The sequence below is a fragment of the Streptomyces sp. NPDC051677 genome (assembly GCF_044453465.1).
Classification (GTDB): Bacteria; Actinomycetota; Actinomycetes; order Streptomycetales; family Streptomycetaceae; genus Streptomyces.
In genome coordinates, this window is sequence record NZ_JBITCT010000010.1 from 106856 (window position 1) to 133705 (window position 26850).

The window sequence follows — 26850 nt, forward strand, 5'->3', positions numbered from 1 at the left end:
GGCGGGGGAAAGCGGCGAGGAGGGGACAGCGGGTGGTGTCAGGCGAGGTGGAAGACTTCGGTGAGCGGCTTCATGGCCTCGTCGGGACGGGCGCCGTCCAGCGACTCGAAGAACGGCGCCATCTCCGCCTGCCAGCGGGCGTTGACGTCGGCGGCCTCCATGCCTGCCTGGGCGGCCGCGAAGTCCTCCGTCTCCAGGTAGCCGACGAGCAGGCCGTCGTCTCTCAGGAAGAGCGAGTAGTTGTGCCAGCCGGTGGCCGAGAGAGCGTCCAGCATCTCCGGCCACACGGCGGCGTGGCGTTCGCGGTACTCGGCGAGCCGGTCCTGACGGACCTTGAGCAGGAAACAGACGCGCTGCATGAAGTACCGCTCCCGACTTAGAAGTTGAACTGGTCGATGTTCTTGGCGTCGAACACGGTCGGCTTGCCGAGGCTGATCACGCCGTCCTTGCCGATGGTGTACGTGGTGCCGCCGGCCTTGAAGGTCTCGCCCTCCTTGCCGGTGATCTGGCCGGAGGCCAGCGCCACCGCGGTCTGCGCGGCCAGGGCGCCGAGCTTGGAGGGGTCCCACAGCTCGAACGCGTCGACGGTGCCGTTCTTGACGTAGGTGCGCATGTCGTTCGGGGTGCCGAGGCCGGTCAGCTTGACCTTGCCCTTGTACTTCGAGCCCGACAGGTACTGCGCGGCCGCCTTGATGCCGACGGTGGTCGGGGAGATGATCCCCTTCAGGTTCGGGTACTGCTGGAGCAGGCCCTGGGTCTGCTGGAAGGACTGCTGGGCGTCGTCGTTGCCGTACGCGACCTTGACGAGCTTGACGTCCTTGTACTTCGGGTCCGCCAGCTCCTTCTTCATGTAGTCGATCCAGACGTTCTGGTTCGTCGCGGTCTGCGCGGCCGACAGGATCGCGATCTCGCCCTTGTAGCCGATCTGCTGGGCGAGCAGCTGCACCTCGGTGCGGCCCAGGTCCTCGGCGGAGGCCTGCGAGACGAAGGCGTTACGGCACTCGGGGTTGGTGTCCGAGTCGTAGGTGACGACCTTGATCTTGTTGCTCATGGCCTGCTTCAGCGCGGTGCACAGGGCGCCCGGGTCCTGCGCGGACACGGCGATCCCGTCGACCTGCTGCTGGGTGAGGGTGTTGACGTACGACACCTGCCCCGAGGTGTCGGTCGCGCTGGACGGGCCGACCTCCTTGTAGCTGGAGCCGAGCTCCTTCAGGGCCGCCTCGCCGCCCTTGTCGGCGGAGGTGAAGTACGGGTTGTTGACCTGCTTCGGCAGGAAGCCGACGGTCAGGCCCTTCTTGGTGGCCGCGTTCGGGTCGGCCTTGCCGGCGGAGGCGGCGGCGCCGGTGCTCTCGTTCTTCACGTCCTCCTTGGTGGTGCCGCCGCAGGCGGTCACGGCGAGGGCGAGGGAGGAGACGGCGGCGACGGCCGCGCAGGCACGACGGAGGGATGACTTGCGCATGGTGGTGTGGGTCCTTTACGAGGAGGGCTGTTTCTCAGGCCGTCGAGGTCGAGGCGGCGGCTCTACGGCCTGCCCTCGCGACGGAGATCTGCCGTGCGACCCGGGGGCCGAGCACGGAGACGACGAGCAGGACGCCGGTGACGACGATCTGCGACTGTGCGGAGACGTCCTTCAGGCTCATCACGTTCTGCGCCGCGCCGAGCAGGAAGACTCCCGCGATCGCGCCGCCGAGCGTGCCCTTGCCGCCGTCGAAGTCGATGCCGCCGAGGAGGACCGACGCGATGACGGAGAGTTCGAGGCCGGTGGCGTTGTCGTAGCGGGCGCTGGCGTAGTGCAGGGCCCAGAAGATCCCGGTGAGGGAGGCCATCAGGCCGGTCACCGTGAACAGGATCAGCTTCTGCCGCTTGACGCGGATCCCGGCGAACCGGGCGGCCTCCTCACTGGCGCCGATCGCGAACAGCGAGCGCCCGAACGGTGTGGCGTGCAGGACCACGAAGGCGATGGCGAGGAGGACGACGAAGGGCAGGAAGGCCTGTGGGAGGAAGCTGTCCCCGACGCGGCCGGCCGCGAAGTCCAGGTACTGGGTGGGGAAGTCGGTGACCGCGTCGGAGCCGAGCACGATCTGCGCGACGCCCCGGTAGGCGGCCAGGGTGCCGATGGTGACGGCCAGGGACGGCAGCCCGAGCCGGGTGACGAGCAGGCCGTTGACGAGCCCGCAGACCACGCCGAGCAGCAGGCAGATGGGGATGATCGCCTCGATGGTCAGGCCCTGGTTCCACAGGGCGCCCATCACCGCGCCGGACAGGCCGGCCGTGGAGGCGACCGACAGGTCGATCTCCCCGGAGACGACCAACAGGGTCATCGGCAGGGCGACCAGCGCGACGGGGAGGGTGTTGCCGATCAGGAACGACAGGTTCAGCGCGTTGCCGAATCCGTCCACGGTGGTGAAGGAGAACAGCAGCAGGACGATCAGGAGGGCGCCGACGACGGTGTCCCAGCGGATCGCTCGGTTGAGGGACTCAGGCACGAGCCTCCCCCTTCTCTACGGCCGGCTTGACGGACGCCGACTTCTTCTTCAGGGCGGTCGCCACCCGCAGGGCCACGATCCGGTCCACGGCGATCGCGAGAAGGAGCAGGACGCCGTTGATGGCGAGCACCCACACCGAGCTGACGCCGAGGGCGGGCAGGGCGCTGTTGATGGAGGTCAGCAGCAGCGCGCCGAGGGCGGCGCCGTAGACGCTGCCGGAGCCGCCGGTGAAGACGACGCCGCCGACCACGACCGCGCTGACGACGGTCATTTCGTAGCCGTTGCCCGTGCTGGAGTCGACGTTGCCGAACCGGGCCAGGTACATGGCGCCCGCTAGGCCGGCGAGGCCGCCGCAGAAGGTGTACGCGGCGAGGATGCGCTTGCGCACCGGGATGCCGGCGAGCCGGGCGGCCTCCGGGTTGGAGCCGAGCGCGTACAGCTCGCGCCCGCTGCCGAAGTGCTTGAGGTAGTAGGCGGTGGCGATCAGCACGGCCAGCGCGATGAGCGCGAGATACGGCACGGCGGACAGGCCGCCGGAGCCGAAGTCCACGAAGCCGCCGGGAAGGTCGGCCGCGGTGATCTGACGGGAGCCGACCCAGATGGAGTCGATGCCCCGGATGATGTACAGCGTGCCGAGGGTGACGACGAGCGCGGGCACCTGGCCGAGGCTGACGAGCAGCCCGTTCAGCAGGCCGAAGCCGATGCCGAGCAGCACGGCCAGCACGATCGCGATCACCGGGTTGCCGCCGCCGTGCAGATAGGTGCCGGCGGCGAAGGCGCTGATGCCGAGGGTGGAGCCGACCGACAGGTCGACGTTGCGGGTGATGACGACCAGGGACTGGCCGGTGGCGACCAGGACCAGGATCGTCGCGTTCAGCAACAGGTCCTTGATGCCCTGCTCGGACAGGAACTCGCTGTTGCCCGCCTGGGTGATGGCGATCATCACCAGGAAGACGACCAGGATGGCCAGTTCGCGCATCTTGAAGACGCGGTCGACGAGCCGGGTGCCGCTGGACTTGGGCGCCTCGGCGACGGGGGCCTCGTGGGAGGTGGTCACCGTCATGCGGCGGCCCTCCCGGTGGCTGCGGCCATCACGGTTTCCTCGGTGGCGTCGGAACGGGGGATCTCGGCGGTCAGGCGCCCTTCGTGCATCACCAGCACGCGGTCGGCCATGCCGAGGATCTCGGGCAGGTCGGAGGAGATCATCAGGACGGCGACGCCGTCGGCCGCCAGTTCGCTGAGCAGCCGGTGCACCTCGGCCTTGGTGCCGACGTCGATGCCGCGGGTCGGCTCGTCGACGATGAGCACCTTGGGGCTGGTGGCCAGCCACTTCGCGAGGACGACCTTCTGCTGGTTGCCGCCGGAGAGCGTGTTGACGGTGTCGGCGATCCGGGCGTACTTGACCTGGAGCTTGACCGCCCAGTCGAGGGAGCGGCTGCGTTCGGCGCCGCGGTCCACCAGGCCGGCCTTGACGGTCGTGCGCAGGCCGGTGAGGCCGATGTTGCGCTCGATGGACATGTCCATCACCAGGCCCTGGGCGCGCCGGTCCTCGGGGACCAGGGCGAGGCCCGCGGCCATCGCGGTGGAGGGGGCTCCGTTGGTGAGCGGACGGCCGTCCACGGAGACCTCGCCGCCGTCCCAGCGGTCGATGCCGAACACCGCCCGGGCGACCTCCGTGCGCCCGGCGCCGACGAGTCCGGCCAGGCCGACGATCTCGCCGCGCCGGACCTCGAAGGAGACGTCGGTGAAGACGCCCTCGCGGGTGAGGCGGCGGACGCTGAGGGCGATGTCGCCCGGCGTGACGTCCTGCTTCGGGTAGAGCTCGTCGAGGTCGCGGCCGACCATGCGGCGGACCAGGTCGTCCTCGGTCATGCCCTCGATCGGCTCGCTGGCGATCCAGGCGCCGTCGCGCAGGGTGGTCACCCGCTGGCAGATCTCGAAGATCTCCTCGAGGCGGTGGGAGATGAAGAGGACGGCCGCGCCCTGTTCGCGCAGGGTGCGCACGACTCCGAAGAGGCGGGCGACCTCGCTGCCGGTGAGGGCGGCGGTCGGCTCGTCCATGATCAGGACGCGCGCGTCGAACGAGAGCGCCTTGGCGATCTCGACGATCTGCTGGTCCGCGATGGACAGGCCGCGCGCCGGGCGGTCCGGGTCGAGGTCGACGCCGAGGCGCTTCATCAGCGCGGCGGTGGCCGCTTGGGTGGCCTTGTGGTCGATCCGGCCCAGGGCCCGCCGAGGCTGGCGGCCCATGAAGATGTTCTCGGCGATCGACAGGTCGGGGAAGAGCGTGGGCTCCTGGTAGATCACGGCGATGCCGGCGTCGCGGGCGTCGCCGGGACCGTGGAAGACGACGGGCTCACCGTCGAGCAGCACCCGACCGGCGTCGGGTCGGTGCACCCCCGCGAGGGTCTTGATGAGGGTCGACTTGCCCGCGCCGTTCTCGCCGGCGAGTGCGTGTACCTCGCCGGGGAACAGCTCCAGGGAGACGCCCCGCAGGGCGCGTACGGCGCCGAAGGACTTGGCTACGTCCCTCAGCGCGAGCACCGGGGCCGGTCCCGTGTCGGACGGGTGGGTCATGGGTGGCTCCTCGACGACGTCCGCGAACCGTTCCCACCGAGAGCCGGGGGGCCGTCACGACGTCGTGAAAGGTTTCAACTGGATGGCCGGGACGTTAGGCATGACGGGCATGTCACGTCAATGGGTACGTCTCGAAAAGTTTTCGATAGTCGAAGGTCACGCGGCGGTCACGGACAACAGGCCTGGACGGAGGGGTTGACACTCCACCCGCTGGCTCATAGCTTCCCGTTCTGAATCGTTTCATCCGGGAGTCGTTCCGGACCGATGTCACAGGAGCCCGAAGTGACCGACCTCGCCGCGGTGAAGGCCGCGTTGAAGACCCAGGCCGTCGAGACGCCGTCGTGGGCGTACGGGAACTCGGGGACCCGCTTCAAGGTGTTCGCCCAGCAGGGCGTTCCGCGCACCCCGCAGGAGAAGCTGGACGACGCGGCGCAGGTGCACGCGTTCACCGGCGTCGCCCCGACCGTCGCGCTGCACATTCCGTGGGACAAGGTGGAGGACTACTCCGCACTTGCGAAACATGCCGAGAACCGGGGCGTGAAGCTCGGGGCGATCAACTCCAACACCTTCCAGGACGACGCCTACAAGCTCGGCAGCATCTGCCACCCGGACGCGGCCGTGCGGCGCAAGGCGCTCGATCACCTGCTGGAGTGCGTCGACATCATGGACGCGACGGGCTCCGCCGATCTGAAGCTGTGGTTCGCCGACGGGACCAACTATCCCGGGCAGGACGACCTCCGCGGCCGGCAGGACCGGCTGGCCGAGGGCCTGGCCGAGGTCTACGCGCGGCTGGGGGACGGGCAGCGGATGCTGCTCGAGTACAAGTTCTTCGAGCCCGCGTTCTACTCGACGGACGTGCCGGACTGGGGGACGGCGTACGCACACTGTCTGAAGCTCGGCCCGAAGGCCCAGGTCGTCGTCGACACCGGGCACCACGCGCCCGGGACCAACATCGAGTTCATCGTCGCCACGCTGCTGCGGGAGGGGAAGCTCGGCGGGTTCGACTTCAACTCGCGGTTCTACGCCGACGACGACCTGATGGTCGGCGCCGCCGACCCGTTCCAGCTGTTCCGGATCATGTACGAGGTGGTGCGCGGGGGCGGCTTCACGGCCGACGTGGCGTTCATGCTCGACCAGTGCCACAACATCGAGGCGAAGATCCCGGCGATCATCCGTTCCGTGATGAACGTGCAGGAAGCGACGGCGAAGGCACTGCTCGTCGACCGGTCGGCGTTGGCTGCGGCGCAGGCCTCCGGGGATGTGCTGGAGGCGAACGCGGTGGTGATGGACGCGTACAACACCGACGTGCGGCCGCTTCTTCGCGAGGTGCGGGAGGAAATGGGGCTGGACCCCGAGCCGATGACGGCCTACCGGCGGTCGGGATGGGCCGAGAAGATCGTTGCCGAGCGGGTCGGCGGGGAGCAGGCGGGGTGGGGCGCGTAAGCGTCCGCCGCCGTCCGTCCGTCGCCGGCCGCGGGCCCGTTCGTGGCTGGCCGCGCCCACGCGGCGGAGCCGCAAATCGATAACAGCCCCGCGCCCCTCTGGGGCGCTCCCCTCACTCGTGTTCAAGAAGTTAGGAAAAGACAGTCATGGCACCGCACCCCGAAGCCGCTGCTCTCCTCGCCCGGTCGCATCGACTGGGCGCTGATCCTCGTAACACCAACTACGCCGGCGGGAACGCGTCCGCCAAGGGCGCCGAGACCGATCCTGTGACCGGTGGGGATGTCGAGCTGATGTGGGTGAAGGGGTCCGGTGGGGACCTCGGGACGCTCACCGAGGCCGGGCTGGCCGTGCTGCGGCTGGACCGGCTGCGGGGGCTCGTCGACGTCTACCCCGGTGTCGAGCGCGAGGACGAGATGGTCGCCGCGTTCGACTACTGCCTGCACGGCAAGGGCGGTGCGGCGCCGTCGATCGACACCGCCATGCACGGGCTCGTCGACGCCGCCCACGTGGACCATCTGCACCCCGACTCCGGGATCGCGCTCGCCTGCGCGGCCGACGGGGAGAAGCTCACCGCCGAGTGCTTCGGCGACACGGTGGCCTGGGTGCCGTGGCGGCGGCCCGGGTTCCAGCTGGGGCTGGACATCGCCGCGATCAAGGAAGCCAATCCGCAGGCGATCGGCGTGGTCCTCGGCGGACACGGGATCACCGCCTGGGGGGCTGCCTCCGAGGAGTGCGAGCGCAACTCGCTGCACATCATCCGCACCGCCGAGGCCTTCCTCGCGGAGAAGGGGAAGGCCGAGCCCTTCGGTCCCCTCATCGACGGCTACGAGGCCCTGCCCGAGGACGAGCGGCGGGAGCGGGCCGCCGCCCTCGCGCCGTACGTGCGGGCCATCGCCTCCCAGGACAAGCCGCAGGTCGGGCACTTCACCGACTCCGACGCCGTCCTGGACTTCACGGCGCGGGCCGAGCACCCGCGGCTCGCCGCGCTCGGCACCTCCTGCCCGGACCACTTCCTGCGCACCAAGGTGCGGCCGCTGGTCCTCGACCTGCCGCCGAGCGCTCCGCTGGAGGAGGCGATCGCGCGGCTGAAGGAGCTGCACGCCGGCTACCGCGAGGAGTACGCCGCCTACTACCAGCGGCACGCCGAGCCCGACTCCCCCGCCATGCGCGGCGCCGACCCCGCGATCGTGCTCGTGCCGGGTGTGGGCATGTTCTCCTTCGGCAAGGACAAGCAGACGGCCCGGGTGGCCGGCGAGTTCTACGTCAACGCGATCAACGTGATGCGCGGGGCCGAGGCGGTGTCCTCCTACGCGCCGATCGAGGAGTCGGAGAAGTTCCGCATCGAGTACTGGGCGCTGGAGGAGGCCAAGCTCCAGCGGATGCCGAAGCCGAAGCCGCTCGCCACCCGGGTGGCGCTGGTGACGGGCGCCGGAAGCGGGATCGGCAAGGCGATCGCGCACCGGCTGGTCGCCGAGGGCGCGTGCGTCGTCGTCGCCGATCTCAACGCCGAGAACGCCGCCGCGGTCGCTCAGGAGCTGGGCGGGCCGGACAAGGCCGTCGCCGTCACCGTCGACGTGACGTCCGAGGAGCAGATCGCCGGCGCCTTCAAGGCCGCCGCACTCGCCTTCGGCGGGGTCGACCTCGTCGTCAACAACGCCGGGACCTCCATCTCCAAGCCGCTGCTGGAGACCTCCGCGAAGGACTGGGACCTCCAGCACGACATCATGGCCCGCGGTTCGTTCCTCGTCTCGCGTGAGGCGGCCCGGGTGATGATCGCGCAGGGACTGGGCGGCGACATCGTCTACATCGCGTCGAAGAACGCCGTGTTCGCCGGGCCCAACAACATCGCCTACTCCGCCACCAAGGCCGACCAGGCCCACCAGGTGCGGCTGCTGGCCGCCGAGCTGGGCGAGCACGGCATCCGCGTCAACGGCGTCAACCCGGACGGCGTGGTGCGCGGCTCCGGCATCTTCGCCGGCGGCTGGGGCGCCCAGCGCGCGGCCGTGTACGGGGTCCAGGAGGAGAAGCTGGGCGAGTTCTACGCGCAGCGGACCATCCTCAAGCGTGAGGTGCTGCCCGAGCATGTCGCGAACGCCGTGTTCGCGTTGACGGGCGGGGAACTCACCCACACCACCGGACTGCACGTCCCCGTCGACGCGGGTGTGGCGGCCGCGTTCCTCCGGTGACGGCCGTGAAGTCGTACGCCGCGGTCGACCTCGGCGCGTCCAGCGGGCGGGTCATGGTCGGCCGGGTGAGCCCGGACTCGCTTCAGCTGGCGGAGGCGCACCGCTTCCCCAACCGGCCGGTCCGGGTTCCGGAGGGGCTGCGCTGGGACGTGCTGTCCCTGTACGCGGGGGTGCTGGACGGGCTGCGGGCGGCCGGTCAGGTGGACTCAGTCGGCATCGACAGCTGGGCCGTGGACTACGGCCTGCTCGACGCCGACGGGGCGCTGCTCGGCAACCCCGTGCACTACCGCGACGCCCGGACCGAGGGCGTCGCGGAGAAGGTGTGGGCAACCGTCCCGGCCGCCGAGCTGTATGCGGCGACCGGCCTGCAGTACGCGCCGTTCAACACCCTCTACCAGCTGACGGCCGCCGCCTCGTCGGCCCAACTGGCGCAAGCCCGGCGGCTGTTGCTCATTCCCGATCTGCTGACGTACTGGCTGACCGACGAGCAGGGCACGGAGCTCACCAACGCCTCCACCACCCAGCTCATCGATCCCCGCACGGGCGACTGGTCCTACGACGTGGCCGCCCGGCTGGGCATCGACCTGGAGCTGTTCGCGCCGCTGCGCCGGCCCGGCGATCCGGCCGGGCTGCTGCGGGCCGAGGTGCTTCAGGAGACCGGGCTGACCGGGCCGGTGCCGGTGACGGCCGTCGGCTCGCACGACACGGCCTCGGCCGTGGCCGCCGTCCCCGCGGTCGGCGAACGGTTCGCCTACATCTGCACCGGCACCTGGTCCCTGGTCGGGCTGGAGCTGGACGCGCCCGTGCTCACCGAGGCGAGCCGGGCCGCCAACTTCACCAACGAGCTGGGTCTCGACGGCACGGTCCGCTACCTGCGCAACATCATGGGTCTGTGGCTGCTCCAGGAGTGCGTACGGGCCTGGGGCGACCCGGAGTTGGGCGGGCTGCTGCGGGAGGCGGCGGCCGTGCCGGCGCTGCGGTCGGTCGTGGACGCGGGGGACGCGGCGTTCCTGGCCCCCGGGCGGATGCCGGAGCGGATCGCCGAGGCGTGCCGTGCCTCCGGGCAGCCGGCGCCCGTCTCTCCCGCCGAGATCACGCGCTGCATCCTCGACTCGCTCGCCCTCGCCCACCGGCGGGCCGTCGCCGAGGCCCAGCGGCTCGCCGACCACCCGGTCGACGTCGTCCACATCGTCGGGGGCGGCACCCGTAACGCGCTGCTGTGCCAGCTCACCGCCGATGCCTGCGGGCTGCCGGTGGTGGCCGGTCCGACGGAGGCGGCCGCGCTCGGCAACGTGCTCGTCCAGGCCCGGGCGCACGGGCTGGTCGGCGATCGCGCCGAGATGCGCCGGCTGCTCTCCCGTACCCAGCCCCTGACCCGTTACGAGCCGCAGGGCGGCGCCGAGCGGTGGCGCGAGGCGGAGGCCCGGCTCGCCACTCGGTGAGCCCGGGTCTCGCCCACGCCGCTGTGCCGGGCTACCCTGCACTCATCCGATGACTAACCCCTAGGAGCCGCGATGCGTGTCGCACTGTTCCTGACCTGTGTCAACGACACGCTCTATCCGGAAACCGGCCGCGCCGTGGTGAAACTGCTGACCAGGCTGGGTGTCGAGGTCGACTTCCCGATGGCCCAGACCTGCTGCGGCCAGGCCCACTACAACACCGGCTACCGTCATGAGGCCGAGCCGCTCGCCCGGCATTTCTCCGATGTCTTCGGGGAGTACGAGGCGATCGTCACGCCGTCGGGGTCCTGCGGGGCGATGGTGCGGGAGCTGTATCCGCGGATGGGCGAGCGGGCCCGGGCCGAGGGGCGCGGGGACACCCTCGCGGCCACGCTGGCGCCGGTGGTCCCGAAGACGTACGAGCTCACCGAGTTCCTGGTGGACGTGCTCGGGGTGACGGACGTCGGCGCGTACTACCCGCACACGGTGACCTACCATCCGACGTGTCACGGGCTGCGCGGTCTCGGCCTCGGGGAGCGGCCCCGACGGCTGCTCCAGGCGGTCAAGGGGCTGGAGCTGGTGGAGCTGCCCGGCGCCGACGAGTGCTGCGGTTTCGGCGGGACGTTCGCGCTGAAGAACGCGGACGTCTCGGCGGCGATGGGCGCCGACAAGGTGCGCAACGCCGAGTCGACGGGCGCCGAGGTGCTGTGCGCGGCCGACAACTCCTGTCTGATGCACATCGGGGGGACCATGACCCGGCTGAAGACGGGCATGCGGCCGGTGCACATCGCGGAGATCCTGGCGAGCACGGAAGGAGAACCGGCCCTGTGAGCGGGACGTTCGTCGGGATGCCGGCGTTTCCGAAGGCCGCGCGCGAGGCGGTCGGCAACCCGACCCTGCGCGGCAACCTGCGGCATGCCACGCACACCATCCGCGCCAAGCGCGCGAAGGCGGTCGCCGAGGTGTCCGACTGGGCGGAGCTGCGAGAGGCCGGCAAGCGGATCAAGGACCACACCCTGCGTCATCTCGACCGGTATCTGGTCCAGTTGGAGGAGTCGGTCACGGCGGCCGGCGGCACGGTCCACTGGGCCGCCGACGCGGACGAGGCGAACCGGATCGTGGCCGAACTGGTCAGGGAGACCGGCGAGCCGGAGGTCGTCAAGGTCAAGTCCATGGCCACGCAGGAGATCGGGCTCAACGAGGCGCTCGAGGCCGAGGGCATCCGTGCCTACGAGACCGATCTCGCCGAGTTGATCGTGCAGTTGGGCAAGGACCGTCCCTCGCACATCCTCGTCCCCGCGATCCACCGCAACCGGGGTGAGATCCGGGACATCTTCCGCGCGGAGATGAGCGAGTGGGGGCGCCCGGCTCCCGAGGGCCTCACCGACACGCCCGCCGAGCTCGCCGAGGCCGCCCGCCTCCACCTGCGTGAGAAGTTCCTGCGGGCCAAGGTCGGGATCTCCGGCGCGAACTTCATGGTCGCGGAGACCGGCACCCTGGTCGTCGTCGAGTCGGAGGGCAACGGGCGGATGTGCCTGACGCTCCCCGAGACGCTGATCTCCGTCGTCGGCATCGAGAAGATCGTGCCGACCTGGCGGGACCTGGAGGTGTTCCTGCAGACACTGCCCCGCTCCTCCACGGCCGAGCGCATGAACCCGTACACGACGACCTGGACCGGCACGACGGACGGCGACGGGCCGCAGACCTTCCACCTCGTGCTGCTCGACAACGGCCGCACCGACACCCTCGCCGACGAGGTCGGCCGCCAGGCCCTGCGCTGCATCCGCTGCTCGGCCTGTCTCAACGTCTGCCCGGTGTACGAGCGGGCCGGCGGCCACGCCTACGGCTCCGTCTACCCGGGCCCGATCGGCGCGATCCTCAGCCCCCAGCTCCGGGGCACGCAGAGCGAGATCGACGCCTCGCTGCCGTACGCGTCGTCGTTGTGCGGCGCCTGCTACGAGGTGTGCCCGGTCGCCATCGACATCCCGGAGGTGCTGGTGCATCTGCGGGAGCGGGTCGTCCAGGGCGGGCCGGTGATCCGCGAGGGCAACAAGGTGGTCCTGAAACCGGCCAAGGGGCATGCCGCCGAACGCGCCGCGATGCGGGCGGCCCGCTGGGCGTTCGGCCGCCCCGGCGCCCTGCGCACCGGACAGCGGCTCGCCTCCCGCACGCGCCGTCTGCACCCGCGTGCCCTGCCCGGACCGGGCAAGGCGTGGAGCGGTACGCGGGATCTGCCGGCCGTGCCCGCGGAGCCGTTCCGCGACTGGTGGCAGCGTACGAACGGCGGCACCACCGGCAAGGGAGCGGCGAAGTGAACAGCAGGGAGCGGATCCTGGGCCGGGTGCGGCGCGCGCTCGCCGACGTGCCACAGGACGACACGCCGTACGAGCAGGCCGTCGCGCGCGACTATCTGCGGGAGCACGGCGGCCTGGGCGTCGAGGAGACGGTGGAGCTGCTGGCGGAGAACCTGGCGGACTACCGGGCGCTCGTGCACCGGTGCGGGGCGGGTGAACTGCCGTCCGTGATCGCCCGGTTGCTCGCGGAGCGGAAGTCGGCGACCGTCCTCGTGCCGCCCGGGCTGGATCAGTCCTGGCTGGCCGGGACGGACGTCGTGCGCGTGGCGGACCGGGGTGAGAGCACCGCCCAGGAGCTCGACGGGGTCGCCAGCGTGATCACGGCGTGCGCGGTGGCAGTCGCCGAGACCGGCACGATCGTGCTGGATGGCTCCCCCGACCAGGGCCGCCGCCGGATCACCCTCGTCCCCGACCACCACATCTGTGTCGTACGGGTCCCGGAGCAGGTGGTCTCCTCAGTGCCCCAAGCCCTCGAACGCCTCGATCCGGCCCGCCCGTTGACCTGGATCTCGGGCCCCTCCGCGACCAGCGACATCGAGCTGGACCGGGTGGAGGGGGTGCACGGCCCCCGCACGCTCGAGGTGATCCTGGTGGACTGACGGGGCCTGCTCAGGAGTAGGTCAGCGCGCATCCGTGCCGCAGGGAGTACTGGGCGGCCCGTAGGTACACCGCCGTGTAGAACGCGGCGGCCAGGTCGTCGGCCCACGGGCCAGGCCGGTGCGCCGCGGTCTGCTCCGCCTCGCCCTCCAGGAACCACAGGGTCAGTTCGAGGTTGCCGAAGGTCGCCGGTATCAGGTCCAGCGGCAGACCGAGGGCCGCGGCGAGCCGCTCGGCGAGGGCGAGGACGTACGGCGCTCCGACGACCAGCGTCTCGTCGGCGTACGCGGAGCCGACGGGCAGCTCGATGCCCTCCTCCAGCGCGAACGGCACCAGGAGCGACCAATCGAGGAGGGTGTGCCCCTCCTCCGGGGACAGCTGCGCCCGGCACAGCTCGACGAAGCCGTCCATCGACGGACTCATCTTCTCCTCGAACCAGCCCTGGGCGCCGGGGACCTCCGGTGCGTACGGCGGCAGTCCGCGCCGCTCCAGCTCGGCGTCGAGGGCCGAGGCGACGTCTCCGTAGCCGTCCTCGCCCGGAACCGACCAGTCCTGTGGACTCACACTCACGAGATAGACACCCATGCTCGCAACGTACCTGCCGCCACTGACAACATCGACAAGCGAGGTGAACAAGCGCTTAGATATGTGACCGGACCTGTTCCGCCGCGATCGACTCCAGGAGGCCCCGTTGTTCACGTCCGTCGACGATGTCTCGGCCCGGCTCGCCGAGACCGGCTATCTCGCCTCCCCCGCCGTCGCCACGACCGTCTTCCTCGCCGACCGGCTCGGCAAGCCGCTGCTCGTGGAGGGCCCGGCCGGGGTCGGCAAGACGGAACTCGCCAAGGCGGTGGCCCAGGCCGCGGGGGCCCGGCTGGTGCGGCTGCAGTGCTACGAGGGCGTGGACGAGTCCCGGGCGCTGTACGAGTGGAACCACGCCAAGCAGTTGCTGCGCATCAGCGCGGGCCGCGACGAGGCCTGGGACGAGACCCGCACCGATGTCTTCAGCGAGGAGTTCCTCCTCCCGCGCCCGCTGCTGACCGCCATCCGGGGCGAGGAACCGACGGTCCTGCTGATCGACGAGACCGACAAGGCCGACGTCGAGATGGAGGGGCTGCTCCTCGAAGTGCTCAGCGACTTCCAGGTCACCGTCCCGGAGCTGGGCACGATCACCGCGACCCGCCGCCCCTTCGTCGTCCTCACCTCGAACGCCGGCCGTGAGCTGTCGGAGGCGTTGCGCCGCCGTTGTCTGTTCCTCCACATCGGCTTCCCCGAGGAGGAGCTGGAGCGGCGGATCGTCCGGCTGAAGGTCCCCGGCATCGACGCGGCGCTCACCGAGTCGGTGGTCCGGGTGGTCGGTGCGCTGCGCGCGATGGACCTGCGCAAGGCGCCCTCCGTCGCCGAGACCGTCGACTGGGCGCGCACGCTGCTCGCGCTCGGCGCCACCGCCCTCGACGAGAGCGTCGTACGCGACAGTCTGGGCGTGATCCTCAAGCACCAGGACGACGTCCTCAAGGCCGGTGCGAAGCTCGACCTGGACGCCGTGTGAGCGCCGATGTCGCCGACCGCCTGGTCGGCTTCGTCGCCGCGCTGCGCGCGCACGGCGTCCGCGTCGGCACCGGCGAGACGGTGGACGCCGCCGAGGCGACGGCGGCGCTGGGGTTCGCCGACCGTGCACTGCTGCGCGAGGGACTGGCCGCGACGCTGTTGCACTCCGCGGACCAACGGCGGTTGTTCGACACCGTCTTCGACCTGTACTTCCCGCGCGGCGTCGGCGCGCCCCAGGACGAGCCCGGCGACCGGGACGACCTGCGCGACCGGCTCGCCGCCGCGCTCGCCGCGGACGACGAGGCGATGCTGGCCCGGTTGGCGATCGAGGCGGTCGACGGGCTGGGCGGGTACGGGAGTTCACCGGGCGCGGACGGCTGGTCGTCGCACCAGACCCTGGAACGGCTGCGCCCGCAGACGCTGTTGGCGCGGGTGCGGGACGACATCCGGGCCCGGGCCGGCGGTTCCGGCTTCGCCGACCGGCTGTTGGAGGACGAGATCCGGCGGCGCATCGACGCCTTCCGTGCTCTGGTGGCCGGGGAGGCACGGCGACGCGTGGCGGAGCGGCGCGGGCGGGACGAGATCGCCCGGCGGGCGGTCGCGCCGACCGCCGACCGGGTCGACTTCCTGTACGCCGGCAAGGACCGGCTGGCCGAACTGCGGCGGACGGTACAGCCGTTGGCCCGCCGGCTGGCCACCCGTATGGCGGCGCGCCGCCGCCGCGCGTCCCGGGGCACGATCGACCTGCGGCGCACCCTGCGCGGCTCCCTGTCGACGGGCGGGGTACCGATGCGGCCCGTGCTGCGCCGTCGGCGTCCGGCCCGTCCCGAACTGGTGTTGTTGTGCGATGTGTCGGGCTCGGTGTCCGGCTTCTCCGACTTCACGATGCTGCTGGTGCAGGCGCTGCACGACCAGTTCAGCAAGGTACGCGTGTTCGCCTTCGTCAACCGGATCGACGAGGTGACGGGGTTGCTCCAGCACGGCGCCGCCGACCCGGAGGGCCTCGGCGCCCGGATCCAGGGCGAGGCGCGGGTCACCGGGTACCACGGCAGCAGCGACTACGGCGTCGCCCTGGGCGAGTTCGTGCAGCGTTACGACGCCGCGGTCGGCCCGCGCACCACGGTCTTCGTGCTCGGCGACGCCCGCACGAACATGAGCGACTCCAACCTGGCCGCGCTGCGGCAGATCGCCGAACAGGCCCGGCACGTGCACTGGTTGAACCCCGAGCCGCGCACACAGTGGGGCACGGGCGACTCGGCAGCACCCGAGTACGCCGAGCTGGTCGCGATGCACGAGTGCCGCAACGCCCACCAACTCGGCGTCCTGGTGGGCCGGTTGCTCCCGGTCTAGCCGTACCTCACTGCCCTCCGGGCAGCCGGCGCTCCTTTGCGACCTAGCCCTCCTTGGCCTTCGCGAACTCCTTGGCCGTCTGGCCCTCGAAGTCGTACACGACGGCCTGCTCGTCGCCCACGACCCATGCGTCGTGTCCAGGCGTGCACACGAACACGTCTCCGGGGCCTACTTCCTGCTCACCGCCGTCGTCCATCTGGATGTGCATGCGGCCTTGGACCACGTAGCCGTTGTGGTTCATCTGGCACGTCTTCGTGCCCGCGATCGGCGCCACGGACTCTGTCCAGCGCCAGCCCGGTTCGAAGGTCCCCACGGCGAAGTCGCACCCGGACAGGTGGACGGCTTCGAGGTGACCGCGGGGGAAGTCGCGCCGCTCATCCGGCTTGTCGAGCGTCTTGATCTCCAGCATGACGCTCCTCCCTTCCGGCCGCTCTGCACTGCGGCCGGGGCCCGTCTCCCCGGTGGCACGGGCGTCACCAGTGGGTTCGAGCCCCACACCTTCATGGTCCGCCTGTCCATCGGGGGCCGCCAATCGGAGCAGCCGCCCCCTCAGACGGGGCCGCCGCACAGCTCGGCGAAGCGACCGGCGTCGATGTTGCCGCCGGAGACGATCACGCCGACGCGCCGGGGCAGGCCGTCGACCCGTCCGGCGAGCAGGGCGGCGAGCGGGGTGGCGCCGCTGGGCTCCACGACGATCTTCAGGCGTTCGAAGGCGAACCGCATGGCCGCGCGGATCTCGTCGTCGGAGACCAGCACGATCGCGTCCACGAGCCGCTGGTTCACCGAGAACGTGAGCTCCCCGGGCGTGTGCAGGGCCTGGCCGTCGGCGATGGTGCGCGGTACCGGGATCTCGACCCGCCGGCCAGCCTCCAGCGACCGCTTGGTGTCGTCGCCGGCCTCCGGTTCGACGCCGACGACGCGGATGCCGGGCCGCAGCCCCTTGAGTGCGGTCGCGCTGCCGGCGATGAGTCCGCCGCCCCCGACCGGCGCCAGGAGGGCATCCAACTCCCCGGCCTCCTCCAGGAGTTCGAGCGCGGCGGTGCCCTGGCCGGCCATGACGTGCGGGTGCTCGTAGGGCGGGATCAGCGCCAGGCCCCGCTCGGCGGCCAGCGCCTCGCCGATGGCCACCCGATCACCGGCGTAGCGGTCGTACGTCACGATCTCCGCGCCGTAGCCTGCCGTCGCCGCCCGCTTGGAGCGGGGCGCGTCCTCGGGCATGACGATCACGGCGGTGGTCCCCAGTTCCCGCGCGGCGAGGGCGACGGCCTGGGCGTGGTTGCCGGAGGAGTACGCGGCGATGCCTCGCGCGAGCTGTTCGGGGGCCAGCCGGGAGGCCGCGTTGTAGGCGCCGCGGAACTTGAAGGCGCCGACGCGTTGGAAGTTCTCGCACTTCAGGAGGACCTCGGCGCCGACGATCCGGTCGAGGGTGCGCGAGCGCAGCACGGGGGTGCGGTGCGCGACGCCTTTGAGGCGGGCGGCCGCGTCGCGCACGTCGTCGAGGGTGATGGGCGGGGGTGTGGTCGTCACGAGCGGGCTCCCTCGGAGGTGTCGTCGGCGCCCTTCGCCCCGGTTGCGCGGGGGGCTCTGGCCTGGGAGAGGTAGCTGTAGGCGGAGGCCCGGGAGATGCCGAGGCGGGCGGCGACCTGCTCGATCGCGCGGCGCACGGCGAACACACCGCGTTCGTCCAGACTGCGGAAGAGAACCAGGCGGCGCGACCGGTCGAGGCCGGCCCAGGTCTGGTCCTGGCGCGTCAACTGGGCGTCGAGGAGGGCGTCGACGACGGAGTCGATGTCGTCGCCGAAGGTGGTCACGGGCGCGTCGGCCGGCCCTCCGGACGTCCCGGCGAGCGCGGCCAGCAGTCCCTGCACCCGGTCCACCTCGGTGACGTCCACATTGACGCACAGCGCGCCGAACACCGCGCCCGTGGAGTCGCGCAGCACCATCGTGGATGACTTCACGAGCTTTCCGGCGCCGGTGCGGGTGACGTAGTTCAGCTCGTCGACGGCGTCGTCGCCGCGGGCGAGGACCCGCATGCCGATCTCGCTCATCGCGCCGCCGACCGTCCGCCCGGTCACCGCCCCGGCGACGGCGACCACGGACTTCTCCGGCCGCCGGTAGTCGTGCAGCACCACCTCGCACACCGGCCCGAAGGTGGCCGCGATCCCGTCGACGACGGGGGTGAGCGCACGCAGTATCGAGTCCCGCTCGGTTTCCCGGTGATCCATACTTCTATTAGACCACGAGTCCAGACACTGGACCAGCAGTCCAACACTTCTCCCGGATGGACACCTTCAGGGGAAGTGTCGATCAAGGGGTGGTGTCGCCAATTGCCGTTTCCCTAGGATGTGTTGTCGGCCGCGCCGATTCGGGGCACGGCGGGAACTGGGGGAAGAGATGCAGCCTGGCAAACAGCTGTCCACGTCGATCGATGCCACGGTTCCGACGGCCGCGCGCATGTACGACCACTACCTGGGCGGCAAGGACAACTACGCGGCCGACCGCGCCGCCTGCGAGGAACTCGACAAGGTCGTCCCCAGCACCCGCGTCCTCGCACTGAACAACCGGCGCTTCCTGCAGCGGGTCGTGAAGACCCTGACCCAGGAGTACGGGATCCGGCAGTTCCTCGACCACGGCTCAGGCCTGCCCACCCAGGACAACGTCCACCAGGTCGCCCAGCGCATCGACCCGACCGCGCACGTCGTCTACGTCGACAACGACCCCATGGTGCTCGTGCACGGCCGGGCCCTGCTGGAGCAGGACGAGCGGACCACCGTCATCCACGCCGACATGCGGGAGACGGAGGCCATCTTCAACCACGAGGACACCAAGCGCCTGATCGACTTCTCGCAGCCGGTGGCCGTGCTGTTCAACTCGGTCTTCCACTGCATCCCCGACAGCGACACCGACGGACCGCAGGCGGTCGTCCGCCGGGTGGCCGAACGCCTCGCCCCCGGCAGCTATCTGGTGATGTGTCAGCTGGTCAGCGAGGACGCGGCGGTCAGGGAGTTCGTCACCGACTTCATGGACAAGGCCACCCAGGGCCACTGGGGCCGGGTCCGCCAGGAGAAGGACGTGGCCGCACTGTTCGAGGGCCTGGACCTGCTCGACCCGGGACTGGTCGAGGTGTCCACCTGGCGTCCCGACACCGAGGTCGCACCACGTCAACTCACCCAGGAGTGGATCGAGTTCGGCGGCGTGGGCCGCCTGGGCTAGGACTGCGGCTGGCGGCTGGCGGCTGGCGGCTGGCGGCTGGCGGCTGGCGGCTGGCGGCTGGCGGTCAGGAGTAGCGCTGCTTCGCGATCGCCGCCAACAGGGCCTGTGACTCACGGGGGTTGAGTGCTTCGTCGGCCAGCCGGTCCAGCGCGACGCGGTACTCCTCCGTCTCGTCCTGGTCCTCCAGGAAAGTGGCGCTCCTGATCTGCTCGAGGTAGACGACATCGGGCAGATCGGCGCCGCCGAAGCGCAGATAGGTGACCGGTATGGCCGGCGCGGAGGCGTGGGTGACGTCCAACGGCACGACCTGGACGGTGACATGGGGCAGCCGGGCCAGCTCCACGAGATGGGCGAGCTGCTCGCGCATGACCTCGCGGCTGCCCAGCACCCGCAGCAGCACCGACTCGTCGAGGATCGCCCACACCCGCGGGGCGTCCGGTCGCCGCAGCAGTTCGGTACGCTGCGTCCGCAGCTCCACCCGGCGCTCGACCTCCCGAGGCGTCGCCGACGGCAGCCCACGCTCCACGACGGCACGCGCGTACGCGGGAGTCTGCAACAGGCCCGGCACGTACTGGATCTCGAAGGTACGGATCGCGATGGCCGCCTCCTGCAAACCGACCAGACGGTCGAACCACTCGGGCATCAGCCGCTTGTCGTAGCGCTGCCACCAGCCCGGTTCGCCCGCCTGCCGCAGCAACCGCAGCAGCACCGAGGCCTCGTGGTCGTCGGTGTCGTACAGCGACAGGAGCGCACGGACATCCGCCTCAACGGGCGGCCTGCGCCCCTTGCCCGCCTCGATGCGCGACAGCTTCGCCGGGCTGAATCCGATGGCGCGCGCGGCCTGGTCCTGGGACAGGCCGGTGTCCTCCCGGATGCCCGCCAACTGCACACCGACCAGCATTTTCAGCAAGGTCGGGGCGGGCTCGGCACGGTTCAGATACGGTTCGAGACGGGAGACGCGAGACGACTCGGCAGACATCCTGACTCCCCGTGGACCGGCAGACGACAGACCGAAGTATCGCACCCGAAGCCCTCCGGCCGCACGCGGCAAGGGAATTGACTCCGTCGGGTCACCACGAGTCGCCCCATGGAGCCCGCCCGCCGAGTCCGCCCCGGACCCCCACGCGATCCTTACGCGGCCCTCACCCGGCGTTCACACCAGATGGTCGAACTCCCCGTCCTTCGCTCCGGCCACGAACGCGGCCAGCTCGGCCGGCGTGTACACCAGGGCCGGCCCCTCGGGATCACGGGAGTTGCGCATCGCGACGCCTCCCCCGTCCAGGGCCGCGACCTCCACACAGTTGCCCTCGGCATTGCTGTGGCTGCTCTTGATCCAGCGGACGCCCAACGAGCTCGCCCGTACTCCGTTCGGCACTGACGGCACTGCACTCTCCTCGCTCGTACGCGCAATTTCCCGTGAAATTGCACGAGGACATCGTCAGCGTGGATAATAACCATGCCGTCAACCACAGTTCTGGCACCCCGTCCTGACGTCGCTTCAGGGAGATGCACCGTGTCATCACCTGCGCAGATCCGGAGCCATGAGTCCGTCTCCGTGCGTGACTCGCCCAGAACCGCCGCCCTGCACCTCACGGGCAGCCGGGAAGGATTCGCCCAGGCACGGGACTTCACCCACCGCACCCTCGACTGCTGGTCCCTGGGCCACTGCAGAGACGACGCGGTGATGATCGTCACGGAGCTGGCCGCCAACGCGGTCCTGCACGGACTCCCCCACCCCTCGGCCGGCGAGTTCGACGTACGGCTCAGACTCACCCTGCGCCGCTCCCACCTGGTGTGCGCCGTCACCGACCCGAGCGACAGCGTGCCCGTCTACCCGCACGCCGACGACACCCTCCTGGAACACGGGCGCGGACTGCACATCGTCGAGGCCCTCTCGCAGCACTGGGGCTGGACGCGTCGCTCCCCCGTGGGCAAGACCGTCTGGGCGATGCTGCCGACCCGCTTACAGCCCTGATCCCCGACCGACGGCTGACACCTGACATGACTGCCACGAAGAGAACCGCACAGCTGAAGGACCTCGGACACGTCCCCTGGCCCGAGATCAAGGACTCCACCGGGTCCGCCGCGGACATTCCGGACCTGCTCACCACCCTCGCCCGGGGCGACGCCGACAGCGCCGACCACGCACTCGGTCAACTACGCCGCAGAATCTGCCAGTTCGGCTTCGTCGTCGACGAGGCCACGGCGGCGACAGTGCCGTTCCTCTGGGAACTCGTCCGGCTCCCCCAGGTCACCTGCCGCGCGGAGATCCTGCGCCTGCTGAAGAGCATCGCCGACACCCGGCAGTGGGAGACCACGGCCGCCGCGTACCCCAAGCTGCTCCACCACCCCGACGACTACGTGGGCTGGGAACGCGCGGCCCGCCACGCCGTGCACGCCCAGCGAGACGTCCTGCGCCAGCTGCTCACCGAGCCGGACACCGAGATCGTGCGCGCCACCATGGAACTCGCCGAGACCCTGACCGGCTGACGAGCGGACGCACGGCGAATCCAGGGCCTGCCCGGGTCCTTCTGCGGAACTCCACACCCGACCGCTAAGTTGTGCCGCATGAGCAACCTTGACCGCGAGCCCGTACCGAGTGTGTGCGGCGGCCGCGGATTCGTCGTCGCCGAACCAGTCCGCGAGCTGCTGAGCCCCCGGCAGGTGAAGCTCGGCGAGTCGACCGAGGTACGCCGGCTGCTGCCGAACCTCGGTCGGCGCATGATCGGCGCCTGGGCCTTCGTCGACCACTACGGCCCCGACGACATCGCCGACGAGCCGGGCATGCAGGTCCCGCCGCATCCGCACATGGGTCTGCAGACCGTCAGCTGGCTGCACGAGGGCGAGGTGCTGCACCGCGACTCGACCGGCAGCCTGCAGACCATCCGACCCAAGGAACTCGGGCTGATGACCTCGGGGCGCGCGATCAGCCACTCCGAGGAGAGCCCCCGGACGCACGCCCGCTACCTGCACGGCGCCCAGCTCTGGGTCGCGCTGCCGGACGCCCACCGGCACACCGACCCGCGCTTCGAGCACCACGCCGACCTGCCCACCGTCACCGCCCCCGGCCTCACGGCCACCGTGCTCCTCGGCGACCTAGACGGCTCCACCTCACCCGGCACGGCGTACACCCCCATCGTGGGCGCCGATCTCACGCTCGCCCGCGGCGCCGACGTACGCCTGCCGCTCCTGCCCGACTTCGAGTACGGCGTGCTGTCGATGTCGGGCGAGGTACAGGTGGACGGGGTGCCCGTCCTGCCGGGCTCGATGCTCTACCTCGGCTGCGGACGCACCGAACTGCCCCTACGGGCCGAATCCGACGCAGGCCTGATGCTGCTCGGCGGCGAGCCGTTCGAGGAGGAGCTGGTCATGTGGTGGAACTTCGTCGGCCGGTCCCAGGAAGAGATCGTGCAGGCTCGCGAGGACTGGATGCAGGGGTCCCGTTTCGGCGAGGTGAAGGGCTACGACGGAGCCCCGCTACGCGCCCCCACCCTGCCCGACACCCCCCTCAAGCCACGCGGAAGGGTGCGCTGACCTGGGAAAATCCAAGCCTCCGCCCCCTGGTGCCCGGGACCGTCTGTCCGCCTGCTCCGCTACGACGATCCCGGGCAGTGTGACCCCTCGGATGCCGCCGCACGGCAGCCTCCGAGGCGGTCTGCGTTTCCAAGGTGTGGGCATCTGTGGGCTTGATCCGCTTTTGACGGACATCCGAGATCAGGGGTTCTGCCCCGGAAGGATGTCCATCATGGAGAGCATGGGGAAGAAGAAGCCTCGGCCTTGCCGTTCGTTCACGCCGGAGTTCAAGGCCGAGATCGTCGAGCTGTGCCGGCGTGGTGACCGCTCGGTGGGCCAGGTCGCCAAGGACTTTGATCTGACGGAGACGGCGGTGCGGCTGTGGGTCAGCCAGGCCGAGGTCGACGCGGGCGAGCGGGACGGCCTGACCAGCGAGCGCGAGGAACTGGCCGCGCTGCGGCGGGAGAACCGCCGTCTGCGTGAGGACGTGGAGATCCTCAAGCGGGCCACGGCTTTCTTCGTGAAGGAGACCCGGTGACGGTGCACCCGTTCATCGAGCTCGACGGGATCGTACGGGTGGACACCGTGCCGGGCGAGTTCGCCGAACACGCCGTTGACCTATGGTCCACCGGCTACGTCTTCCGCGCCGGCCATCGACTGCGGGTTCATGTCACCTCCAGCAGCTTCCCCCAGTGGGACCGCAACCTGAACACCGGCGAACCGGGCGACCGCGGCACGGACTTCCGGTCGTCAGCGACTGCCCCGATCACCACATACGCGGGAGCGCCCGTCGCCTCCTCGGATCCGTGCCGGGGGTCGGCGGGGGTGATCCGTCCCGGGTCGACCGCGATGCCGCATGGCATGCCCTGGCTCGCCGATTCATCCAGGAGGCAGCGGCGAAAGGCGTCACGTAGAGGTCGGTGACCGCGAGCAAGCTCATGGCCGCTTCAAACCGGCCGGGCTGGGGCAACACGGCTGTCGCCCGCCCGCACACTCTGCGTGCCTACCAGCCGCACCGATGCGGCTGGTGGCACCGGCTACGGCAATCTCCTGGTGACCCAGAACACCTCAGACGTGCCCGTCGTCGGCCAGGACGAGCCCGTCGATGTAGCGCCGCTTGAGGATCCGCAGCCGCCCCTCCGGCCCCGGCCGGCTCGCCGGACGTCGTCCAGAGCGGGATGCCATGGCCCTCGACCGGGCACGGCCGGGCGGCAAGGGCCTCACGCCTCCACGATCTGCCACTCCTGATTCGAACCGCCGTCGGTCGACCATTGGATGATCCGGGTGCCGTCCGCGGTCCCGCCGCTCTCCGCGTCCGCGCACAGACCGCTGTTGACGTTGACGATGCGGTAGTAGCCGGTGCTGGACGGGACGAGCTTCCACCACTGGTGGGCCGCTGAGCCGTCCGTCCACTGATCGAGCGCCTGCCCCTTGGTCGTCGACGCTCCCGGGCACTCCAGGACCTTGCCGCTCTTGACACTCATCAGGCGGAAGGAGCCGTCGTGGTTCGGCTGGAACGTCCACTGCTGGTTGGTGCCGCCGTTCCAGGGCCACAGAATCGCCGTGGCGCCGTTGGCGGTGGAGCCTCCGCTGACGTCCAGCACCTTGCCGCTGCGGCGGTTGACCAACCGGAACGCGCCGGTGAGCAGACCGACGGTGATGGTCGTGCCGGTGCCGGCGGTGAGTGAGACGACTCGGGCGTGGCTGCCGAGGGAGGACGGGGCGACCGTCGCCGTGGTGGTCACCGAGGTCATGCCGCGGCGGGAGATCAGAGTGATGTCCTGGGTGACGGCCGAGGTCAGCACGACGGTGGCGGTGCGGGCCGCTAGGTCCCAGGTCAGGCTCTGGACGGTGATCCGGTTGCGGCCCCGTACGCCCTTGATGGCGCCCTTGGAGAGCTGGTCGGGAAGGGCGGGAAGCAGCTCGAGGATGCCGGGCCGGCTGTAGAGCATCGCTTCGGCGAGCATCGCGGGCATGGCGTTCGCGGCGTCGGCGTTGTAGATGGTCAGGTTGGGATTGTGCGCGGTCATCAGCGACTTGAAGACCATGTTGTTGCCGAGGATCTTCTTGATGTTGGTGTAGACGCCGGCACCGTCCTTGAGGCGGGCGCGGGCCAGGGTGCGGTGGATGGCGCCGTGGGCGGCCTTCGTCTCGTCGCCGCGCAGATCGAGCGCCTTGCGGGCACGCAGCACCAGGTCGGGCTTGTCCTCGGGGTTGAACTCGTGCAGCGGCCACGCGCCGTACATGTGCTGGGCGTGGTTGTTGTTGTAGTGGTCGGTGAGGCTGGGCCAGGCCCATTCGGCGAGCGCTCCGTCGCTGTTGACCCGGTAGTCGGGCAGTTTGGCGAGCAGCGCGGTCCAGCGCGCCACGCCCTGCCCGCTGCCCTGCTCCACGCCCAGGGTGTTCGCGGCGTCGATGGCTGTCTGCAGGGCGTGCCGGCCGGCAGCGATCTCCCCGGTCGCGTTGATGGAGAGGTACTGGCTGGTGTTGCCGGGCTTGTTCTCCACGGAGAAGCACGGCACGAAGACGACCTTGCCGTTCGAGTCGGTACGGGTGAGGAAGTCCTCGTAGAAGAGGGCCAGTTCCATCAGGGCAGGCGCCAGCTTGTTCTTGTAGAAGGCGCTGTCGCCGGTGACCTGGTAGTACTCCAGCAGCGGGTAGAGCAGCCAGTCGGCGCCGCCGATCCACGTCTGGCCGGGGAAGCTGCTGTTGAAGTGGTGCATGTGGCCGTGCTCGCCGTCCGTCTTGATGGGCGCGAGGATGCCGCGGGTGCCGTACAGGTTGGCGGCGTTGGTGCGCCAGTCGTCGAGCTGGCCCAGGATCAGGTCGAAATAGCCCTGCATGGCGTCGGTGAGATCGAGGATGTTGCCACCGGCGACCTGGAAGTTGACGTTGGCGTCCGTGGTGAAGTCGTCGGACCAGGAGCCGTTCCAGGTGCCGGTCCAGATGCCGCTGAGACGGGGCGGCAGGATGCCGCTGGCGCTCACGAAGAAGTAACGGCCGGAGTCGTAGAGCCGCTCCAGCAGGGCGAGGTCGATGACGGAGGTGTTGCTGTTCTGGCGGGTGATCAGCTCGGTGGTGGAGAGCTGCCGGTCGGCTGCGGACACCGCGAGGTCCAGGCTGGAGCGATCGTACATGGCCGCGTGCAGGGTGCTGTGGCGGGAGAGCAGGGTGGCGTAGTCGGCGCCGAGCGCGGCCAGCGCGGTCTGCAGGGGCTTGGCGTCCCAGCCGGTGGAGGTGTCGTAGCGGCCCAGTTTGGTCAGCAGCAGCACCTTGGTCGCCTTGGCGACGACCAGGGTGGACCCGCTGGCGGTGACGGAGGCGCCGGTGCCCGTGACGACGACGCGGGTGACGCCCTCGTAGCCGTAGGCGCCCTGGCCCGACGGGTAGGCGCCGCGCAGGTTGAGGTAGCCATCGCCGTTACTGAGGGTGGCCGTCGTGGCAAAGGCGACGGTCGACGGCGTTCCGTCGAGCGCGGTGTTGACACTCAGGGTGGTGTCGACGGTCCGTCCGGCGGCGGGCAGGAGTTCGTGGACGATCACATCGTCCGCGCGGGAGGCGAACGCGTGTCGCTTCCAGGTGCCGGAGCCGTCGGTCCAGCTGTGGGTGACCTCTCCGCTGCGGAAGTCGGTGACACGGGCGTAGTCGTTGACCGTGGTCATGCCGGGCGTGTTCAGTTGCAGTTCGTAGCCCGGGTGATACGTCTGCGTCCATCGCAGACTCCACCCGTTCGCGAAGGCCGTCTGCGCCCCGGCGTAGTCCCCCGCCAGCGCCTTGTCCCGGGCGGACTCCAGCTGGCCGGAGATCACCGGTGGCTGCAGGTCGCGGGTGCCGTTGGGCAGCACGAACCGGTGGTGGTTGACGATGACCTTCTCGAGCGTGGGCGCTCCGTACAGGATGGCGCCGTACTCGCCGTTGCCGGTGACGAATCCGTCGGTCCACGCGGACGCGGCCGTGGTGTCGTACATGCCGCGGTCGGGGAGGGTGACCTGAGGCGGCACGGCGGCGGACGCCCGGCCGGCCAGCACTCCGGGAAATACCGCCGCGCCGGTCGTCACAGCGGCGGCGGCCAGAAATCGTCTGCGGTCCATCGGGAAGTCGAGGTGGCCCATGGCGCACGCTCCATTCCGGTCGAGGGGAAGGC

Annotated in this window: 26 protein-coding genes; 14 read left to right on the top strand and 12 right to left on the bottom strand. The window is 70.5% G+C overall.

What is annotated here, in order from left to right; translation table 11 throughout:
- Window positions 1-38 precede the first annotated feature (38 nt).
- The 5 genes from ACIBAF_RS14245 to ACIBAF_RS14265 are packed head-to-tail and all read right to left on the bottom strand — an operon-like array spanning window position 39 to window position 5063.
- Window positions 39-359: an L-rhamnose mutarotase gene (locus ACIBAF_RS14245; RefSeq protein WP_399463473.1), complete on the bottom strand. Its 321-nt coding sequence runs from the start codon at window positions 357-359 to the stop codon at window positions 39-41.
- A 17-nt stretch (window positions 360-376) separates the two neighbouring features.
- Window positions 377-1459, bottom strand: a complete 1083-nt coding sequence (gene rhaS, locus ACIBAF_RS14250; RefSeq protein WP_399463474.1) for a rhamnose ABC transporter substrate-binding protein — start codon at window positions 1457-1459, stop codon at window positions 377-379.
- Between the two features lie 34 nt (window positions 1460-1493).
- Window positions 1494-2486 carry an ABC transporter permease gene (locus ACIBAF_RS14255; protein WP_399463475.1) on the bottom strand — a complete coding sequence of 331 codons (993 nt, stop codon included), beginning with the start codon at window positions 2484-2486 and terminating at the stop codon, window positions 1494-1496.
- Complete coding sequence (locus ACIBAF_RS14260) at window positions 2479-3549, bottom strand: ABC transporter permease (RefSeq protein ID WP_399463476.1); 1071 nt, start codon at window positions 3547-3549, stop codon at window positions 2479-2481. The genes ACIBAF_RS14255 and ACIBAF_RS14260 overlap by 8 nt, the downstream gene beginning before the upstream one ends.
- A complete protein-coding gene (locus ACIBAF_RS14265; protein ID WP_399463477.1) occupies window positions 3546-5063 on the bottom strand; it encodes a sugar ABC transporter ATP-binding protein in 1518 nt (505 codons plus the stop codon). Before ACIBAF_RS14265 ends, ACIBAF_RS14260 begins: the two co-directional genes overlap by 4 nt.
- Before the next feature lie 282 nt (window positions 5064-5345).
- Here ACIBAF_RS14265 and rhaI point away from each other — a divergent pair, with 282 nt between their 5' ends.
- From rhaI to ACIBAF_RS14295, 6 genes are all read left to right on the top strand, one after another.
- Entirely contained in the window at window positions 5346-6506 is a 1161-nt protein-coding gene (gene rhaI / locus ACIBAF_RS14270) for an L-rhamnose isomerase (RefSeq protein ID WP_399463478.1), read from the top strand.
- Window positions 6507-6652: 146 nt separating this feature from the next.
- Window positions 6653-8692 carry a bifunctional aldolase/short-chain dehydrogenase gene (locus ACIBAF_RS14275; protein WP_399463480.1) on the top strand — a complete coding sequence of 680 codons (2040 nt, stop codon included), beginning with the start codon at window positions 6653-6655 and terminating at the stop codon, window positions 8690-8692.
- Between the two features lie 5 nt (window positions 8693-8697).
- Window positions 8698-10134, top strand: coding sequence for a rhamnulokinase family protein (locus tag ACIBAF_RS14280; RefSeq protein WP_399463481.1), 1437 nt, complete (start codon window positions 8698-8700; stop codon window positions 10132-10134).
- Window positions 10135-10206: 72 nt separating this feature from the next.
- The gene (locus ACIBAF_RS14285) at window positions 10207-10962 is read left to right on the top strand and encodes a (Fe-S)-binding protein (protein WP_399463482.1); all 756 of its coding nucleotides are present in this window, start codon (window positions 10207-10209) and stop codon (window positions 10960-10962) included.
- The gene (locus ACIBAF_RS14290; RefSeq protein ID WP_399463483.1) at window positions 10959-12446 is read left to right on the top strand and encodes a LutB/LldF family L-lactate oxidation iron-sulfur protein; all 1488 of its coding nucleotides are present in this window, start codon (window positions 10959-10961) and stop codon (window positions 12444-12446) included. The genes ACIBAF_RS14285 and ACIBAF_RS14290 overlap by 4 nt, the downstream gene beginning before the upstream one ends.
- Window positions 12443-13084, top strand: a complete 642-nt coding sequence (locus ACIBAF_RS14295; RefSeq protein WP_399463484.1) for a lactate utilization protein C — start codon at window positions 12443-12445, stop codon at window positions 13082-13084. The genes ACIBAF_RS14290 and ACIBAF_RS14295 overlap by 4 nt, the downstream gene beginning before the upstream one ends.
- A 10-nt stretch (window positions 13085-13094) precedes the next feature.
- Here the strand turns inward: ACIBAF_RS14295 and ACIBAF_RS14300 are convergent, their stop codons facing one another.
- A complete protein-coding gene (locus ACIBAF_RS14300) occupies window positions 13095-13667 on the bottom strand; it encodes a hypothetical protein (protein ID WP_399463485.1) in 573 nt (190 codons plus the stop codon).
- 106 nt (window positions 13668-13773) lie between these two features.
- Here ACIBAF_RS14300 and ACIBAF_RS14305 point away from each other — a divergent pair, with 106 nt between their 5' ends.
- Together ACIBAF_RS14305 and ACIBAF_RS14310 are read left to right on the top strand one after the other, a co-directional pair.
- Complete coding sequence (locus tag ACIBAF_RS14305; RefSeq protein WP_399463486.1) at window positions 13774-14631, top strand: AAA family ATPase; 858 nt, start codon at window positions 13774-13776, stop codon at window positions 14629-14631.
- The gene (locus ACIBAF_RS14310; RefSeq protein ID WP_399463487.1) at window positions 14628-15980 is read left to right on the top strand and encodes a VWA domain-containing protein; all 1353 of its coding nucleotides are present in this window, start codon (window positions 14628-14630) and stop codon (window positions 15978-15980) included. Before ACIBAF_RS14305 ends, ACIBAF_RS14310 begins: the two co-directional genes overlap by 4 nt.
- A 43-nt stretch (window positions 15981-16023) precedes the next feature.
- Here the strand turns inward: ACIBAF_RS14310 and ACIBAF_RS14315 are convergent, their stop codons facing one another.
- The 3 genes from ACIBAF_RS14315 to ACIBAF_RS14325 all read right to left on the bottom strand — a co-directional run bounded on the left by ACIBAF_RS14315 (window position 16024) and on the right by ACIBAF_RS14325 (window position 18205).
- Entirely contained in the window at window positions 16024-16389 is a 366-nt protein-coding gene (locus ACIBAF_RS14315) for a cupin domain-containing protein (RefSeq protein ID WP_399463488.1), read from the bottom strand.
- A 140-nt stretch (window positions 16390-16529) separates the two neighbouring features.
- Window positions 16530-17507: a threo-3-hydroxy-L-aspartate ammonia-lyase gene (locus ACIBAF_RS14320; RefSeq protein ID WP_399463489.1), complete on the bottom strand. Its 978-nt coding sequence runs from the start codon at window positions 17505-17507 to the stop codon at window positions 16530-16532.
- Window positions 17504-18205: a transcriptional regulator gene (locus ACIBAF_RS14325; protein ID WP_399463490.1), complete on the bottom strand. Its 702-nt coding sequence runs from the start codon at window positions 18203-18205 to the stop codon at window positions 17504-17506. Before ACIBAF_RS14325 ends, ACIBAF_RS14320 begins: the two co-directional genes overlap by 4 nt.
- 169 nt (window positions 18206-18374) lie before the next feature.
- Here ACIBAF_RS14325 and ACIBAF_RS14330 point away from each other — a divergent pair, with 169 nt between their 5' ends.
- Entirely contained in the window at window positions 18375-19193 is an 819-nt protein-coding gene (locus ACIBAF_RS14330) for an SAM-dependent methyltransferase (RefSeq protein ID WP_399463491.1), read from the top strand.
- 64 nt (window positions 19194-19257) lie between these two features.
- Here ACIBAF_RS14330 and ACIBAF_RS14335 read toward each other — a convergent pair whose 3' ends face one another.
- Window positions 19258-20172: a helix-turn-helix domain-containing protein gene (locus ACIBAF_RS14335; protein WP_399463492.1), complete on the bottom strand. Its 915-nt coding sequence runs from the start codon at window positions 20170-20172 to the stop codon at window positions 19258-19260.
- A gap of 174 nt (window positions 20173-20346) precedes the next feature.
- The gene (locus tag ACIBAF_RS14340; protein ID WP_079657987.1) at window positions 20347-20577 is read right to left on the bottom strand and encodes a DUF397 domain-containing protein; all 231 of its coding nucleotides are present in this window, start codon (window positions 20575-20577) and stop codon (window positions 20347-20349) included.
- A gap of 129 nt (window positions 20578-20706) precedes the next feature.
- On the opposite strand from ACIBAF_RS14340, the gene ACIBAF_RS14345 reads away from it, so the two are divergent.
- The 5 genes from ACIBAF_RS14345 to ACIBAF_RS14365 all read left to right on the top strand — a co-directional run bounded on the left by ACIBAF_RS14345 (window position 20707) and on the right by ACIBAF_RS14365 (window position 23630).
- Entirely contained in the window at window positions 20707-21168 is a 462-nt protein-coding gene (locus tag ACIBAF_RS14345) for an ATP-binding protein (RefSeq protein ID WP_399463493.1), read from the top strand.
- 26 nt (window positions 21169-21194) lie between these two features.
- Window positions 21195-21683, top strand: a complete 489-nt coding sequence (locus ACIBAF_RS14350; protein WP_399463494.1) for a hypothetical protein — start codon at window positions 21195-21197, stop codon at window positions 21681-21683.
- Window positions 21684-21761: 78 nt separating this feature from the next.
- Window positions 21762-22727 carry a pirin family protein gene (locus ACIBAF_RS14355; RefSeq protein WP_399463495.1) on the top strand — a complete coding sequence of 322 codons (966 nt, stop codon included), beginning with the start codon at window positions 21762-21764 and terminating at the stop codon, window positions 22725-22727.
- A 211-nt stretch (window positions 22728-22938) separates the two neighbouring features.
- Window positions 22939-23244 carry a transposase gene (locus ACIBAF_RS14360; RefSeq protein WP_399463496.1) on the top strand — a complete coding sequence of 102 codons (306 nt, stop codon included), beginning with the start codon at window positions 22939-22941 and terminating at the stop codon, window positions 23242-23244.
- Complete coding sequence (locus tag ACIBAF_RS14365; protein WP_399463497.1) at window positions 23241-23630, top strand: CocE/NonD family hydrolase C-terminal non-catalytic domain-containing protein; 390 nt, start codon at window positions 23241-23243, stop codon at window positions 23628-23630. The genes ACIBAF_RS14360 and ACIBAF_RS14365 overlap by 4 nt, the downstream gene beginning before the upstream one ends.
- Window positions 23631-23926: 296 nt before the next feature.
- Here the strand turns inward: ACIBAF_RS14365 and ACIBAF_RS14370 are convergent, their stop codons facing one another.
- A complete protein-coding gene (locus tag ACIBAF_RS14370; protein WP_399463498.1) occupies window positions 23927-26818 on the bottom strand; it encodes a glycosyl hydrolase family 95 catalytic domain-containing protein in 2892 nt (963 codons plus the stop codon).
- Between the last annotated feature and the right edge of the window lie 32 nt (window positions 26819-26850).